The sequence below is a fragment of the Hydrocarboniphaga effusa AP103 genome, from assembly GCF_000271305.1.
Taxonomy (GTDB): domain Bacteria; phylum Pseudomonadota; class Gammaproteobacteria; order Nevskiales; family Nevskiaceae; genus Hydrocarboniphaga; species Hydrocarboniphaga effusa.
Genome location: NZ_AKGD01000001.1, coordinates 1,512,513 through 1,528,407 on the forward strand (window position 1 = coordinate 1,512,513; position 15,895 = coordinate 1,528,407).

Below are 15,895 nucleotides of genomic sequence, written 5' to 3' on the forward strand. Positions count from 1 at the left end.
GGGGTGCGGTGCTTTTCGCCGTGATGCTCGTGACCGCCTGCAGCTCCAGGACACCCATGACGGCCGCCGCGGCGACGCAGCCGCCCGCTCCGTCGACGGCGCCTCAGACGACGACACCCACGATGCCCTCTGCAGACAGCCGCCAGGACGTCGAGCTCTACAAAACCGGCATCAAGCAGGGCTGCGTGAATCAGGGCATTCAGCGTGGAGACGCGCCGGCCGGCATCGCGGCCTTCTGCGGCTGCATCGCGGACACCTTCAATCGCTCGCTGAGCCCCGCGCAGTGGCAGGCCGCGAGCGATGCGGCCAAGGCGATGAACAGCGCGGAGGAGGCGAAGGTGTTCGCGCCTTACATGGCGCAGGCCAAGGGCTGCAAGAAGCCGAAGTAGCCTGTCTTCGGCTCAGCTGCGCGATTCGAGCCGCATCATCGAACGGATCAGCCGCTGCTCGTCCTGCTCGATCTCGCGCAGCGCATCGCGAATGCCGTGCAGATGGTCGAGCGCCGCACGCTGCGCAAGATCGGGTTTGCGCGACAGCACGGCCTGATAGAGCCGCGCATGCTGCGTGTCGATGAGCTCCTTGTAGGGCGTGCGGTGATACAGGTTCACCACCGCGGCGAACACCGAGCTCAGCAGCAGGTCGGTCAGCGAACGCAGCGTGTGCAGCAGCACCGGGTTGTGCGAGGCCTCGCAGATCGACAGGTGGAACGCGTGATCGAGCCGCGCGTGCGTGTCGACATCGAGCTGCGTGCGCGCCGACTCGGCCTGGCGCAGTTCCTCGTAGCGGCGCGCCATCAGCACGAAGTCGGCGTCGGTGCCGCGTATCGCCGCGAGCCGCGCCGATTCGCCTTCGAGCAGGGCGCGCACTTCGAGCAGGTCGTAGAGCGTACGCGGCTGGCTCGCGAACAGCTGCAGCAGCGGCGTGGTCGCCGCGCTCTCGTGCAGGTTCGCGACAAAAGTGCCGCGGCCGTGCTCGGTGCGCAGCAGCCCGCGACCGCGCAGCAGGCGCAGGCCTTCGCGCACCGCGGGGCGTGAGAAGCCCAGGCTCGCGCTGAGCTCGCGCTCAGCCGGCAGGCTCTGGCCGACCGCGAACACCCCGTCGGCGATGAGCTGCTCGATGCGGGCCGCGACGCGGTCCGCGACCGCGCCGACCACCGGTTTGTCACTCCCGGCATCTGGTATGACCATTTTCATGCTCTGCTCCTCTCCCACGCGATACTAGGGCGGCATTGTATGGGCATCTGGTAAGACCAGTTTGCGATCGTCGCAACCGCATGGAACGATCCGCCCCGCCACGAGCCACGCTCCCCGCCATGAACCTGCTCTACGACGAAGCCATCGACGGGCCGCTGCCCGACATCGACCGCCCGGCACTGATCAAAGCGCTGCGCGAAGCTGCACCGGGCGCCGCCCTGCTGCATGAAGCCGAACAGCTGCGCCCCTACGAATGCGACGGGCTCTCGGCCTATCGCACCGTGCCGCTGCTGGTCGTGCTGCCCGAAACCGCAGAACAGGTGCAGGCGATCCTGCGCTGCTGCCATCGCTTTCAGGTGCCCGTGGTCGCCCGCGGTGCCGGCACCGGCTTGTCGGGAGGCGCGCTGCCGCTCGCCAAAGGCGTGCTGCTCTCGCTCGCCAGGCTCAAGCGCATCCTCGAAGTCGATCCGGTGAGCTGCGTCGCGCGCGTGCAGCCCGGCGTGCGCAATCTCGCGATCTCCGAAGCCGCGGCTCCGCACGGTCTGTACTACGCGCCCGATCCGTCCTCGCAGATCGCTTGCACGATCGGCGGCAACGTCGCCGAGAACGCGGGCGGCGTGCACTGCCTCAAGTACGGTCTCACCGTGCACAACGTGCTGCGCGTGGACGTCATCACGATGGACGGCGAGCGGCTGACGCTCGGCAGCGAAGCGCTCGACAGCCCGGGCCTCGATCTGCTCGCCTTGTTCATCGGTTCCGAAGGCTTGCTCGGCGTGGTCGTCGAAGTCACCGTCAAGCTGCTGCCCAAGCCCGAAGTCGCCAAGGTGCTGCTCGCGAGCTTCGACGACGTGGCGAAAGCCGGCCGCGCGGTGTCCGACATCATCGCGGCCGGCGTGGTGCCGGGCGGACTCGAGATGATGGACAACCTGTCGATTCGCGCCGCCGAAGATTTCATCCATGCGGGTTATCCAGTCGACGCGGCGGCGATTTTGCTCTGCGAACTCGATGGCGTCGAAGCCGATGTCGCGGCCGATTGCGAGCGCGTGCGAGCGGTGCTGATCAATGCAGGCGCTGTCGACTGCCGGCTCGCGCGTGATGAAAACGAGCGCAAGCAGTTCTGGGCCGGCCGCAAGAACGCCTTCCCCGCCGTCGGCCGCATTTCGCCCGATTACTACTGCATGGACGGCACCATTCCGAAGCGCGCCTTGCCGATGGTGCTCGAGAAAATCGGCGAGCTATCCGAACACTACGGATTGCGCGTCGCCAACGTGTTTCATGCGGGCGACGGCAACATGCATCCGCTGATTCTGTTCGATGCGAATCAGCCCGGCGAGCTCGAGCGCGCCGAGGAAATCGGCGGCAAGATTCTCGAGCTCTGCGTCGAAGTGGGCGGCAGCATCACTGGCGAACACGGCGTGGGCCGCGAGAAGATCAACCAGATGTGCACGCAGTTCAATCACGACGAGCTCGAGACCTTTCACGCGGTGAAGTTCGCGTTCGATCCGGATGCGCTGCTGAACCCCGGCAAGAACGTGCCGACGCTCGCGCGCTGCGCCGAGTTCGGACGCCTGCACGTGCATCACGGCCAGCTGCCGCATCCTCACCTGGAGCGCTTCTGATGGGCGATTCCATCGATCGCAGCGATGCGCTGCAGGAACAGGTGCGCGCCGCCATCGCCGACGACGTGCCGCTGCGCATCCGGGGCGGCAACAGCAAGGCTTTCCTCGGCCGGCGCATCGAAGGCCGCGAGATCGACACGCGCGAGCATCGCGGCATCGTGCATTACGATCCGACCGAACTCGTGCTGACCGCGCGCGCCGGCACGCCGCTGCGCGAGATCGAAGCCGCGCTCGCCGAGCACAATCAGATGCTGCCCTGCGAGCCTCCGCATTTCGGCGATGGCGCGACCTTCGGCGGCGCGGTTGCCGCGGGCTTGTCGGGACCGCGCAGGCCGTGGTCCGGAGCCGTGCGTGATTTCGTGCTCGGCTGCCGGCTCATCGACGGCCATGCGCGCCATCTTCGCTTCGGCGGCGAAGTCATGAAGAACGTCGCCGGCTACGACCTGTCGCGCCTGATGGCCGGCAGTTTCGGCACGCTCGCGCTGCTCACCGAAATCTCGATGAAGGTGCTGCCGCGACCGCTGCACACGATCACGCTCAAGCTCGATCTCGACATCGCCGAATCACTGCGCCGACTCGCCGGCTGGGCCAGCCAACCGCTACCGATCTCGGGCGCGAGCCACGATGGCACCGCGCTGATGCTGCGGCTCGAAGGTGGCCACGGATCGGTCGAAGCATCCGCCGCAAGACTCGGCGGCGACATCGTCGACGGCCAATTCTGGTCGGCGCTGCGCGATCACGAGCTGCCGTTTTTTACGGGCGAGCAAGCGCTCTGGCGACTCTCGCTGCCGACGCACAAGCAGCTGCCGCAGCACCTGCCCGGCACGATGCTGATCGATTGGGCCGGCGCGCAAATCTGGCTGCGCAGCGACGCCGACGCCGCGCTGATTCGCGAGCGCACGGCCGCCGTCGGCGGCCATGCGACGCGCTGGCGCGGTGCATCTGACATCGACTGCCCGTTCCATCCGCTGCCCGCAGCGCTGCTCGCGCTACAGCAGCGGCTCAAGGCACAACTCGATCCGCAGGGCCTGTTCAACCCGGGCCGCCTGTACGCCGGACTCTAAGCCATGCAAACCCGACTGGATTCCGTCGCCCTGCAACTGCCGCGCGCGGCCGAGGCCGAAAGCATTTTGCGCAGCTGCGTGCATTGCGGCTTCTGCAATGCCACCTGCCCGACGTATCAGCTGCTCGGCGACGAGCTCGATGGGCCACGCGGACGCATCTACCAGATCAAGCAGATGCTCGAGGGCGGCGAGGTCACGCGCGAGACGCAGTTGCATCTCGATCGCTGCCTGACGTGTCGCAACTGCGAAACCACCTGCCCGTCCGGCGTGCGCTATCACTCGCTGCTCGATATCGGCCGCGAAGAGATCGCACGCCGCGTGCCGCGTACGCCGGGCGAAAAGCTGCTGCGCGGAACGCTGCGCAGGCTCATGACGCAACCGGCCTTGTTCGGCTTTCTGCTGCGCATCGGCCGTCTGTTCCGTCCGCTGCTGCCGGCGCTGTTGCGCGACAAGGTGCCCGCGCATCCGGCTGCGCCGGGCAAGCGTCCGCTTGCGCAGCGCACACGCAAGGTGCTGATGCTCGAAGGCTGCGTGCAGCCGAGCCTGTCGCCGAACACCAATGCCGCGACCGCGCGCGTGCTCGACAAGCTCGGCATCCAGGTTCAGCCGATCGGCGGCGTGCGCTGCTGCGGCGCGGTCGACTATCACCTCGACGCGCAGGACGATGGCCTGAATCACGCGCGCCGCAACATCGATGCGTGGTGGCCTGCGATCGAAGCAGGCGCCGAGGCGATCGTGCAGACCGCGAGCGGTTGCGGAGCTTTCGTGAAGGAATACGGCCATCTGCTCGAACGCGATCCGGCGTACGCGGCCAAGGCGAGAAAAGTCAGTGCGCTCGCGCTCGATCTGGTCGAAGTGCTGCGCAAGGAGCCGCTCGAAAAGTTGCGCCTTCCCGACGCGGGCGACGACAAGCTCGCGTTTCATTGCCCCTGCACCCTGCAGCATGCGCAGAAGCTCGGCGGCGCGGTCGAAGACGTGCTCAAGCGGCTCGGCTTTCCGCTGACGAGCGTGCCCGATGCCCATCTGTGCTGCGGCTCCGCAGGCACTTATTCGATCACGCAGCCCGAGTTGTCCAAGCAGTTGCGCGACAACAAGCTGGTCGCGCTGCAGAGCGGCGATCCGCAACAGATCGTCACCGCCAACATCGGCTGCCAGACGCATCTGGCGGCCGCGTCGAAAGTGCCCGTGCGGCACTGGATCGAAATCGTCGATCAGTCGCTGCGCGGCTGATCGTTCCGTCCCCATTTCAAGGAAGACCCGCATGCCTGTCCTGACCACCCGCCCCGTGCTGACCGCCGCCGATGTCGAGCGCATCGCCTCCGCTGCGCGCGAGGAAGCGCTGCGCAACGACTGGAAGGTCAGCATCGCCATCGTCGACGAAGGCGGGCATCCGCTGGCCTTGCAGCGCCTCGACGGCTGCGCGCCGGTCGGCGCCTACATCGCGATGGAGAAGGCGCGCAGCGCGGCGCTCGGCCGCCGCGAAACCAAGGCCTACGAAGACATGATCAACGGCGGACGCACGGCCTTCGTCGCGGTCGCGGACATCAGTCGCGGCCTGCTCGAAGGCGGCGTTCCGCTGATCGTCGACGGCGACTGCATCGGCGCGGTCGGCGTCTCCGGCGTCAAGGCCGATCAGGATGCGCAGGTCGCGCGCGCCGGTACCGCGGCCATTCTTTAAGAAGCTTTCGCCGCGCCGACCGCACGCGCGCAGAACTCCACGATCCCCTCGATCAGCGCCTTGCTGGCCTCGCGCTTGGCGTTCGGCGTGATCGGCCGGACCAGCGCCTCGGTGAACGCGCCGACGATACAGGCCGCGCCGACGTCGATCGATTGCGCCGGCAGCACGTTGGCGGCGATGCCTTCGCGCAGCAGCTGCTTGAACACTTCGCCGAAGCGCTCGCGGCAGATGAGGCGCGCGGCCTCCACTTCGAGATCGGCCGGTTCGGCGATGAACGCATAGGCCAGATTCGGCCCTTCCACCGCTCGACTCACGAACGAGCGCACCGCCGCGCGCAGGCGCGTGCCGACATCGCCCTTGCCGTCGGCGATCTTCTGCAGCATCGCCACTTCGTAGTCGACGGCGCTGTTGAGCACCTCGACGAACAGATCCGCCTTGGCCGGGAAGTAGCGGTAGATCGCGCCCGTCGATAAGCCGGCCCGTGCGGCGACCGCGGTGATCGAGGCCTGGCGAAAACCGCCTTCGGCGACCAGGGCGCGCGCCGACTTGAGGATGCGCAAGCGGTTGTCGGCCAACCTTTCCTCCATCAGCGACGAACGGCGATACGGCATTCGGACTTCCTTGCTGGCCATGAATTTGTGAACCGATATTTCTTTGGTGAATTGTAATTCACTTTTTCAAAAGGCGCGCCTAGAATGCGTCTCCCGGGACCACGCCTAGAACATTCCGCCTGGAGGAGACCCCAATGTCACTGAGTGCCTTCAACTTCGATCTGGGCGCCGATATCGAGGCCCTGCGCGACGCGGTGCGCGAGTTCGCGCAGCGCGAGATTGCGCCGATAGCGGCGCAGACCGATCGCGACAATGCGTTTCCGAACGCGCTGTGGCCCAAGCTCGGCGAACTCGGCGTGCTCGGGCTGACCGCGCCCGAGGCCTACGGCGGCACGCCGATGGGCTATCTGGCACACGTGGTCGCGATGGAAGAAATCTCGCGCGCTTCGGGTTCGATCGGCCTGTCCTACGGCGCGCATTCGAATCTCTGCGTGAACCAGCTGACCAAGAACGGCAGCGAGGCGCAGAAGCAGAAGTACCTGCCCCGGCTCATCAGCGGCGAGCACATCGGCGCGCTCGCGATGAGCGAGCCCGGCGCCGGCTCGGACGTCGTCAGCATGAAACTGCGCGCCGACAAGAAAGGCGACCGCTACGTGCTCAACGGCAACAAGATGTGGATCACCAATGGCCCGGACGCGAACACGCTGATCGTCTACGCCAAGACCGACATCAGCGCCGGTCCGCGTGGCATCACCGCGTTCATCATCGAGAAGAGCTTCAAGGGCTTCTCGACCGCGCAGAAGCTCGACAAGCTCGGCATGCGCGGGAGCAACACCTGCGAACTCGTGTTCCAGGATTGCGAGGTGCCCGAAGAGAACGTCCTCGGCACCGTCGGCAAGGGCGTGAACGTGTTGATGTCCGGCCTCGACTACGAGCGCGCGGTGCTTTCGGGCGGACCGCTTGGCCTGATGGCCGCCTGCCTCGACGTGGTACTGCCCTATACGCATGAGCGCAAGCAGTTCGGCCAGAGCATCGGCGAATTCCAGCTCATGCAGGCCAAGCTCGCCGATATGTATGTGGGCTTCAACGCCTGCCGCGCCTACGTCTACGCGGTCGCCAAGGCCTGCGACCGCGGCGAGACCACGCGCAAGGATGCGGCCGGCGCGATTCTTTATTCCGCCGAGAAAGCGACGTGGATGGCAGGCCAGGCGATTCAGGCGCTCGGCGGCAACGGTTACATCAACGAATTCCCCACGGGTCGAATCTGGCGTGACGCGAAGCTCTACGAAATCGGCGCGGGCACCTCGGAGATCCGGCGCATGCTGATCGGTCGTGAGCTGTTCGGCGAGACCGCCTGATGCAGGCGATTCAGTCCAGGCTGCGCACCGGCAGTGAGGAGTTCAGGGCCAACAGCGCGGCCTTGCGCAAGCTCGTCGACGAGCTGCGCGAGAAGACCGCGCAGGCCGCTCTCGGCGGTACTGAAAGTGCGCGCGCCAAGCACACCGCGCGCGGCAAGCTGCTCGTGCGTGACCGCATCGATGCCCTGCTCGATCCGGGCACGGCGTTCCTCGAGTTCTCGCCACTCGCCGCGCATGGCATGTACGGCGGCGAAGTGCCGAGCGCCGGCGCGGTCGGCGGCATCGGCCGCATCAACGGACGCGAATGCGTGATCGTCGCCAACGATGCCACGGTCAAGGGCGGAACCTATTATCCGATCACGGTGAAGAAGCATCTTCGAGCGCAGGAAATCGCGCTCGAGAATCGCCTGCCCTGCGTGTACCTGGTCGATTCGGGCGGCGCCTTCCTGCCGCTGCAGGACAAGGTGTTTCCGGACAAGGAACACTTCGGCCGCATCTTCTACAACCAGGCCAATCTGTCGGCGCAGGGCATTCCGCAGATCGCCTGCGTGATGGGCTCGTGCACGGCCGGCGGCGCCTACGTTCCGGCGATGTCGGACGAAACCGTGATCGTCAAGAACCAGGGCACGATCTTCCTCGGTGGCCCGCCGCTCGTGAAGGCGGCGACCGGTGAAGTGGTCAGCGCCGAAGACCTCGGCGGCGGCGACGTGCACACGCGCATCTCGGGCGTGGCCGATCACCTCGCCGAGAACGACTATCACGCACTCGCGACCGTGCGCCGCATCGTCGGCAATCTCGGGCCGCGCACGTTCTCGCTACACCCGCAATCGTTCGAGCAGCCGCTCTACGATCCCGAAGAAATCTACGGCGTGATTCCGGCCGATACGCGCAAGCCCTATGACGTGCGCGAAGTGATCGCGCGCATCGTCGACGGCTCGCGCTTCGACGAATTCAAGGCACGCTTCGGCACCACGCTGGTGACCGGCTTCGCACATATCCACGGTTATCCGATCGGCATCGTCGCCAACAACGGCGTGCTGTTTTCGGAATCGGCGCAAAAAGCCGCGCACTTCATCGAGCTGTGCGCGCAACGCGGCATTCCGCTGCTGTTCCTGCAGAACATCACCGGCTTCATGGTCGGCCGCAAATACGAGAACGAAGGCATCGCGCGCCACGGCGCGAAGATGGTCACGGCGGTTGCGACCGCGCAGGTTCCGAAGTTCACCGTGCTGATCGGCGGATCGTACGGCGCCGGCAACTACGGCATGTGCGGACGCGCGTATTCGCCGCGCTTTCTGTGGACCTGGCCGAACTCGAAGATTTCGGTCATGGGCGGCGAACAGGCTGCGAGCGTGCTCGCCACCGTGCGACGCGATGGACTCGAAGCGCAGGGCAAAACCTGGAGCGCCGAAGAAGAAGAGAAGTTCAAGGCGCCGACGCGTGCGCAGTTCGATGCGCAGGGCAGCTGCTACTACGCGACCGCGCGACTCTGGGACGACGGCATCGTCGATCCGGCGCAGACCCGGCGCATGCTCGCGCTCGGCCTGGCCGCCGCTTCCAACGCGCCGATACGCGAAACCCGCTTCGGCGTCTTCCGCATGTGAGAACGCGCGAATGAGCACACCAAGCAACCGACGCGACTCGACCTTGTTCACCAAGATCCTGATCGCCAATCGCGGCGAGATCGCCTGCCGCATCATCGGCACCTGCCGTCGTCTGGGCATTCGCACGGTCGCCGTGTACTCGGAAGCCGATGCGCAGGCGCGTCACGTGCGGCTCGCCGACGAAGCCTATTGCGTCGGCCCCGCGGCCTCGCGCGAAAGCTATCTGCGCATCGAAAGCATCATCGACGCGGCCAAGCGCTCGGGCGCGCAGGCGATCCATCCGGGCTACGGCTTTTTGTCCGAGAACGAAACCTTCGCCCAGGCTTGCGCCGAAGCCGGCATCGTCTTCGTCGGCCCGCCGGTCGAAAGCATTCGCGCGATGGGCAGCAAGTCCGCGGCCAAATCGCTCATGGAGCGCGCCAAGGTTCCGCTGGTTCCGGGCTATCACGGCGACGATCAGGATCCCGCGCTGCTGCAGAAGGAGGCCGATCGCATCGGCTATCCGGTGCTCATCAAGGCCTCGGCCGGCGGTGGCGGCAAGGGCATGCGCGTGGTCAACGCGAGTGCCGATTTCGCTGCCGCGCTCGCCTCCTGCCAGCGCGAGGCGCGCGCGAGTTTCGGCGACGATCGCGTACTGATCGAAAAGTACTTGCAGCAGCCGCGGCACATCGAGATCCAGGTGTTCGCGGATGCGCAGGGCAACACCATCAGCCTGCACGAGCGCGATTGCTCGGCGCAGCGCCGGCATCAGAAAGTCGTCGAAGAAGCGCCCGCGCCGGGCATGAGCACGCAGCAGCGCGAAGCGATGGGTCGCGCGGCCTGCGATGCGGCACGCGCGGTCGGCTACGTCGGCGCGGGTACGGTCGAGTTCATCGCAGAAAGTCACCATGATTCGGGCCGCTCCGATTTCTACTTCATGGAGATGAACACGCGTCTGCAGGTCGAGCATCCGGTCACCGAGATGATCACCGGGCTCGATCTCGTCGAATGGCAGCTGCGCGTTGCGGCCGGCGAATCGCTGCCGCTCACGCAGGAACAGGTGCCGCTCAACGGCCACTCGATCGAAGTGCGCGTCTACGCCGAAGAACCCGAGAAAGGCTTTCTGCCGTCGATCGGCAAGCTTGCGTATTTCTCGGCGCCGCAGACCTCGGCGCACGTGCGACTCGACAGCGGCGTCGAACAGGGCGACGAGATCACGCCGCATTACGATCCGATGCTCGCCAAGCTCATCGTCTGGGACCGCACGCGCGAAGCCGCGATCGAACGCATGCTCGGCGCGCTCGCGCAGCTGCGTGTGGTCGGCGTCGGCCACAACATCGCGTTCCTGTCGAAGCTCATCGGCCATCCGCTGTTTCGTGAAGGCCGCGTCGACACCGGCTTGATCGAGCGCGAGCGCGAGGCGCTGATTCCGCCGCCGGGCGAGCTGCCCGCCGAAGTCTTCGAAGTCGTCGCGCTCGCGCAGCTCACCTTCGAGCGCGACGCGGCGAGCAACGAGCCACCATCGCCGTGGACGATCGCCGATGGCTGGCGCATCAACGGAGCGCAGAGCCGTCGCCTCTCGTTCGCGAGCGGCGAGCAGAACGTGCAGATCGACGTGCGCTACGCAGGCAAGGGCTATCGCATCGGCAGCGAGCCTGCGAGCGTCGTGCGGCTTTCGGCGCAGCGGCTGCGCATCGCCATCGGCGATCGTCGCATCGACACCGATGCGCTGCGGCTAGGAGATCAGCTGCATCTATTCCTGCGCGAGCGCCAGTACGTGATCGACGTACTCGATCCGCTCGCCCACGCCGGTGAATCCGACGAGGCGCAAGGCGGGCTTACCGCGCCGATGCCCGGCAAGATCATCGCCCTGCTCGTCGAGCCCGGCGCGAGCATCGCCAAGGGCGATGCCCTGCTCGTGATGGAGGCGATGAAGATGGAGCTGACCGTCTCCGCGCCGAGCGCCGGCAAGCTCGCGAGCTATCTGTGCGCGGTCGGCGAGCAGGTCAAGGAAGGCTCGGCGCTGGTGGAAATCACCGCCGAGTAAACCAAGCTGCCATGTCCGCGCAGGCGGGCGTCCAGGGCTGTTGCTGCTCACTACCAGACTGGATTCCCGCTTTCGCGGGAATGACAGCCAAATCCGATCAGAGGCTTCACTCGAAGCCTTCGAGCACGATCTTGCCGCGTGCCTGGTGGCTTTCGATCAGCGCGTGCGCGCGTCGCAGATTCTGCGCATCGATGCGCCCGTAATGCTCGCCGAGCGTGGTCTTGAGCGTGCCCGCGTCGATGAGCTCGGCGACACGATCGAGCAGCTGGTGCTGGCGGATCATGTCGTCGGTCTCGAACAGCGGGCGCGTGAACATGAGCTCCCAGTGCAGCGAGATCGACTTGCGCTTGAGCGGCATGATGTCGATCGGCGTCGCGGGATCGTCGATCAGCGCGAGTTTTCCCTGCGGAGCGAGTGCCTCGACGATCTGTGCGTAGTGCGCATCGGTATGCGTGAGGCTCGCGACATAGTGCACGGTGCCTAGGCCGAGACGATCGAGCTCCTGCTTGAGCGGACGCGAGTGATCGATGACCTCGTGCGCGCCGAGCTCGCGCACCCACTGCTGCGTCGCCTCGCGCGAGGCGGTGCCGATCACCGTGAGCTTGGTCAGCCGACGCGCGAGCTGCACGAGCATCGAGCCGACGCCGCCCGCCGCGCCGATCACGAGCAGCTTGTGGCCCTCGCCGCCGCCTTCGGCGATGCCGAGGCGATCGAACAGCAATTCCCAGGCGGTGATCGAGGTCAGCGGCAGGGCCGCGGCCTGCGCGTCGGGCAGCGAAGCCGGCTTGTGGCCGGCGATGCGCTCGTCGACGAGCCCGTATTCGGCGTAGCTGCCGGGCCGCGCGATCGAACCCGCGTAATAGACCTCGTCGCCGGGCTTGAACAGGCTGACGTCCGAACCGACTTCGACGACCGAGCCGACCGCGTCCCAGCCGAGGATGCGCGGGGTTTCGGTGACCGCATTGCGGCGGACCTTGGTATCGACCGGGTTGACCGATACGGCGCGAATCTTCACGAGCAGGTCGCGCGGGCCCGGCGTCGGGCGCGGCAACTCGATCTCGTGCAGGGCCTGCGGGTCTTCGATCGGCAGGCCCTGCCGGGTGTAGACGATGGCTTTCATGTCGAACTCTGGTGATGGGGAACAGGCGGCCATGCTGCACCCCTCCATTGATCCGAGAAACCCGCAGAATCGAACATCACTTTCACACCAGTGAAGAAAATGATCCGTCTCGACGACCTGAGCCTGTTCGTGCGCACGGCCGCGCTCGGCAGCTTTTCGAACGCGGCCCGCGAGGCCGACCTGCTGCCGGCCCAGGTCAGCGCCGCGATCCAGCGGCTGGAGCGCGAGCTCGACATCCGGCTGTTCGCGCGCTCGACGCGCAGCCTGCGGCTGACCGCCGAGGGCGAGCGCTACCTGCCCCACGCGCAGCAGGCGCTGGCCCAACTGCGCGAGGGCCGCGACAGCCTGCACGCGGAATCGGGTGCGCTGCGCGGCGTCCTGCAGCTCGCGGCGCCATCGGATTTCGGCCGCAACATGCTGTTGCCCTGGCTCGCCGAGCTGCGCAATGCGCATCCGCAGCTGAGCCTGCGGTTGTCGCTCTCGGATCAGGTGACGAATCTGTATCGGGATCCGGTCGATGTGGCGATCCGCTACGGGCGCATCGAGGACTCCAGCTACGTCGCGCTGCCGCTGGCTCCGCACAACCGGCGCGTGCTGGTCGCCTCGCCGGACTATTTGCGGCGCAAGGGTCGCCCGCAGTCGCTCGACGAACTGCGCGCCCACGACGGCCTGCTCTGGGGGCTCGACGGCCGTCTCTACGACAAATGGGTGTTCCCGCTCGAAGGCGGGCGCCGGCAGACGGTGACGATGAAAGCCGCGCTGGCTTGCGACGATGCCGACGTCGCGCGTCGCTGGGCGATCGACGGCCAGGGCATCGCCTACAAGTCCTGGCTCGACGTCTGCTCCGACGTGCGCGCCGGCCGGCTTGAATTGCTATTAGCGGGCCAGCCCACCGAGGCGACGCCGCTGAGCCTGGTCTGCCCGCACCGCAAGCAATTCCTTCCGTCGATCCGAGAGCTGCATGCGCTGCTGCAAAAGCGCTGCGCCGAGCTCGGAGCGCCGTAGGCGGGCTGGCGGCGCAGCCGCGTCACCCGCCATCGATCAAGCGCCGGTCGAGGCCTCGCCACCGACCTGCGCCACGCGCAGCAGGTTGGTGTGCCCCGGCGCGCCGAACGGCATGCCGGCGGCGATCACCACGGTCTGGCCGGCGCGCGCGAAGCCTTCCTCGGACGCGGTCCAGCTCGCGAAGTTGGTCATCTCGGTCACGCTCGCGACGTCGGGCGTGATCACCGGGTGAATGCCCCAGACCAGCGTGAGCCGGTGCGAAGTGTCGGCGCGCGGCGTCATGCCGATGATCGGCGCTTCCGGACGCTCGCGCGCGACGCGCAGGGCCGAGTAGCCCGAGCTCGTGTAGGTGACCACCGCCGCGGCCTTGAGCCGCCCCGCGATCGCGCAGACGGCCTCGCCGATCGCCCCGGCGATGTCGGCCTGCGGCGGGGTGTGCGCCGCGTCGATGACCTCGCGGTAATAGGGGTCGGATTCGGTCTGCGCGATGATGCGGTCCATCATGCGCACCGCCTCGACCGGGTACTGGCCGGCCGCCGATTCGGCCGACAGCATCACCGCGTCGGCGCCGTCGTAGATCGCGGTGGCGACGTCGGAGGCCTCGGCGCGCGTCGGTACCGGGGCCGAGATCATCGATTCGAGCATCTGCGTGGCGACGATCACGGGTCGTCCGAGCCGACGGCTGCTGCGCACGATGCGCTTCTGGATCGATGGCACGTACTCGGCCGGCATTTCCACGCCGAGATCGCCTCGGGCCACCATCACCGCGTCGGTGGCCTCGACGATGGCGTCGAGCTGGCCGATGGCGGCGGGCTTCTCGAGCTTGGCGACGATGCCCGCCCGGCCCTGGACAATGGCCTTGATCTCCTCGATGTCCTCGGGCCGCTGCACGAACGACAGCGCGATCCAGTCGACGCCGAGCTCGAGCCCGAAATCGAGATCGCGGCGGTCTTTTTCGGTCAGCGCCGAGATCGGCAGGGTCACGCCCGGCACGTTGACGCCCTTGCGCTCCGACAGCGAGCCGCCGGTGATCACGCGGGTCTGCGCATGCAGGGCGTCGAAGCGCTCGACGCGCAGGCGGATGCGGCCATCGTCGAGCAGCAGGTCGGTGCCCTCGGTCAGCGCGGCGAAGATTTCCGGGTGCGGCAGCGCCACGCGCGTGCTGTCGCCGGCCACTTCGCGGCGCAGGTCGAGCAGGAAGGGCTGGCCGGGTTCGAGCCTGATCGGCCCGGCGGCAAAGGTGCCGATGCGCAGCTTCGGCCCCTGCAGGTCCATCAGGATGCCGATCGGCCGCCCGAGCTCGCGCTCGATCTCGCGGATCAGCTCGAAACGCGCCCGGTGATCCTCGTGCGAGCCATGGCTGAAGTTCAGGCGGAAGACGTCGGCGCCGGCGCGAAACAGGGCTTCGATGGTTTCGCGATCCCTGCTCGCGGGACCCAGCGTGGCGACGATCTTGGCGTTGCGTTGACGGCGCATGCGAATTGGAACTCCCGAAGCTTGAGTGAGCGGGCGACGGAGCCATCTTACGGGAGCCGTTCCGCTTCTCCCCGAAAGGGGGGACTCGCCGTCGCACAGACGTGATTATTTGTAGAACTTTGCGTTTTGCCGATCGTGGCGATTGATAAATTCAAACCGCATCAAGCGAACTTTCCATAGCCTTAGCACTCTATGATTCCGACTGCTAGCATTGCCTCACACGGTAATGCTCTGGGTAGCAGCCGTCCTAATGGAGTAAGTCATGACGCAATCCACCGCCCTGAGCCTGCGCGCCAATACCGGCGCCGCTCTGATGCCGCTGTCGGGCAGCCTGGAGTCGTACATCCAGTCGGTCTCGCGCATCCCGGTGCTGGACGCCGAAGAAGAATCCCGCCTCGCTCATCGTCTGCACGATGAGCAGGATCTGCCCTCCGCGCAGAAACTCGTGTTCTCCAACCTGCGCTTCGTGGTTCACATCGCCCGCGGCTACATGGGCTACGGCCTGCAGCTGGCCGACCTGATCCAGGAAGGCAACGTCGGCCTCATGAAGGCCGTCAAGCGCTTCGACCCGAACGTCGGCGTGCGACTGATCAGCTTCGCGGTGCACTGGATCAAGGCCGAGATTCACGAGTTCATCCTCAAGAACTGGCGCATCGTGAAGATCGCCACGACCAAGGCCCAGCGCAAGCTGTTCTTCAACCTGCGCTCGGCCAAGCAGCGCCTGGGCTGGATGAACCAGTCCGAGGTCGAGGCGATCGCCAAGGATCTCAAGGTCAAGCCCGAAGAAGTCATGCAGATGGAATCGCGCCTGGGCGGGCACGACGTGTCCTTCAGCATGACCACGGAAGACAGCGAGGAAACCAGCTACGTGCCGGAAGATTATCTGGCGACCGAAGACTCGACCTACGCCGAGATCGAGGACGCCGGCTGGAACGAGCGCCGCGAAACCACCATGCGCAACGCGCTCGCCAAGCTCGACGACCGTGCCAAGAGCATCCTGATGCGCCGCTGGCTGTCGGAAGATGGCCAGAAGGCCGGCCTGCAGGAGCTGGCGGACGAGTACGGCGTGTCGGCCGAGCGCATCCGCCAGATCGAGGCCGCGGCGATGAAGAAGCTGCGCAAGGCCATCGAGGCATTGCCGGCCTGATCGGCTTGCTTCATCGAGTTGAGCAAAGATAAAGCCCGCTATCAGCGGGCTTTA

14 protein-coding genes are annotated in these 15,895 nt (G+C 66.5%); 10 read left to right on the forward strand and 4 right to left on the reverse strand.

The features are described 5' to 3' along the window. The first annotated feature begins 122 nt into the window (after positions 1–122). A complete protein-coding gene (locus WQQ_RS24255) occupies positions 123–389 on the forward strand; it encodes a hypothetical protein (protein WP_157534530.1) in 267 nt (88 codons plus the stop codon). A 12-nt stretch (positions 390–401) separates the two neighbouring features. Here WQQ_RS24255 and glcC read toward each other — a convergent pair whose 3' ends face one another. Beyond that, positions 402–1,193 (reverse strand): transcriptional regulator GlcC, encoded by a 792-nt coding sequence (gene glcC / locus WQQ_RS06645; protein ID WP_202800615.1) that lies wholly within the window; start codon positions 1,191–1,193, stop codon positions 402–404. Positions 1,194–1,312: 119 nt separating this feature from the next. Between glcC and glcD the strand changes: the two genes are divergently transcribed. The 4 genes from glcD to WQQ_RS06665 are packed head-to-tail and all read left to right on the forward strand — an operon-like array spanning position 1,313 to position 5,554. Continuing rightward, positions 1,313–2,812, forward strand: a complete 1,500-nt coding sequence (gene glcD / locus WQQ_RS06650; protein WP_007184339.1) for a glycolate oxidase subunit GlcD — start codon at positions 1,313–1,315, stop codon at positions 2,810–2,812. Next, complete coding sequence (gene glcE / locus WQQ_RS06655) at positions 2,812–3,876, forward strand: glycolate oxidase subunit GlcE (RefSeq protein WP_007184340.1); 1,065 nt, start codon at positions 2,812–2,814, stop codon at positions 3,874–3,876. Before glcD ends, glcE begins: the two co-directional genes overlap by 1 nt. Positions 3,877–3,879: 3 nt before the next feature. Next, positions 3,880–5,106, forward strand: coding sequence for a glycolate oxidase subunit GlcF (gene glcF / locus WQQ_RS06660; protein WP_007184341.1), 1,227 nt, complete (start codon positions 3,880–3,882; stop codon positions 5,104–5,106). Positions 5,107–5,146: 40 nt separating this feature from the next. Beyond that, positions 5,147–5,554, forward strand: coding sequence for a GlcG/HbpS family heme-binding protein (locus WQQ_RS06665; protein WP_040453656.1), 408 nt, complete (start codon positions 5,147–5,149; stop codon positions 5,552–5,554). Here the strand turns inward: WQQ_RS06665 and WQQ_RS06670 are convergent. Next, positions 5,551–6,165 carry a TetR/AcrR family transcriptional regulator gene (locus WQQ_RS06670; RefSeq protein WP_007184343.1) on the reverse strand — a complete coding sequence of 205 codons (615 nt, stop codon included), beginning with the start codon at positions 6,163–6,165 and terminating at the stop codon, positions 5,551–5,553. The genes WQQ_RS06665 and WQQ_RS06670 overlap by 4 nt on opposite strands. A 134-nt stretch (positions 6,166–6,299) precedes the next feature. Between WQQ_RS06670 and WQQ_RS06675 the strand changes: the two genes are divergently transcribed. Genes WQQ_RS06675 through WQQ_RS06685 form a run of 3 tightly spaced genes read left to right on the forward strand, consistent with a single transcriptional unit; the run spans position 6,300 to position 11,093 of the window. Further along, positions 6,300–7,463 (forward strand): isovaleryl-CoA dehydrogenase, encoded by a 1,164-nt coding sequence (locus WQQ_RS06675; protein WP_007184344.1) that lies wholly within the window; start codon positions 6,300–6,302, stop codon positions 7,461–7,463. Beyond that, a complete protein-coding gene (locus WQQ_RS06680) occupies positions 7,463–9,067 on the forward strand; it encodes a carboxyl transferase domain-containing protein (protein ID WP_007184345.1) in 1,605 nt (534 codons plus the stop codon). The genes WQQ_RS06675 and WQQ_RS06680 overlap by 1 nt, the downstream gene beginning before the upstream one ends. Before the next feature lie 43 nt (positions 9,068–9,110). Continuing rightward, positions 9,111–11,093: an acetyl/propionyl/methylcrotonyl-CoA carboxylase subunit alpha gene (locus WQQ_RS06685; protein ID WP_007184346.1), complete on the forward strand. Its 1,983-nt coding sequence runs from the start codon at positions 9,111–9,113 to the stop codon at positions 11,091–11,093. A 106-nt stretch (positions 11,094–11,199) separates the two neighbouring features. On the opposite strand, the gene WQQ_RS06690 is transcribed toward WQQ_RS06685, so the two are convergent. Further along, the gene (locus WQQ_RS06690; protein ID WP_040453132.1) at positions 11,200–12,213 is read right to left on the reverse strand and encodes a zinc-binding alcohol dehydrogenase family protein; all 1,014 of its coding nucleotides are present in this window, start codon (positions 12,211–12,213) and stop codon (positions 11,200–11,202) included. A gap of 99 nt (positions 12,214–12,312) precedes the next feature. Between WQQ_RS06690 and WQQ_RS06695 the strand changes: the two genes are divergently transcribed. After that, positions 12,313–13,218: a LysR family transcriptional regulator gene (locus WQQ_RS06695; protein ID WP_007184348.1), complete on the forward strand. Its 906-nt coding sequence runs from the start codon at positions 12,313–12,315 to the stop codon at positions 13,216–13,218. Positions 13,219–13,254: 36 nt separating this feature from the next. Here WQQ_RS06695 and pyk read toward each other — a convergent pair whose 3' ends face one another. Further along, complete coding sequence (gene pyk / locus WQQ_RS06700; protein WP_007184350.1) at positions 13,255–14,694, reverse strand: pyruvate kinase; 1,440 nt, start codon at positions 14,692–14,694, stop codon at positions 13,255–13,257. Between the two features lie 262 nt (positions 14,695–14,956). On the opposite strand from pyk, the gene rpoH reads away from it, so the two are divergent. Further along, on the forward strand, positions 14,957–15,841 hold the full coding sequence (gene rpoH, locus WQQ_RS06705) for an RNA polymerase sigma factor RpoH (RefSeq protein ID WP_007184351.1): 885 nt from the start codon (positions 14,957–14,959) through the stop codon (positions 15,839–15,841). Positions 15,842–15,895: the final 54 nt, after the last annotated feature.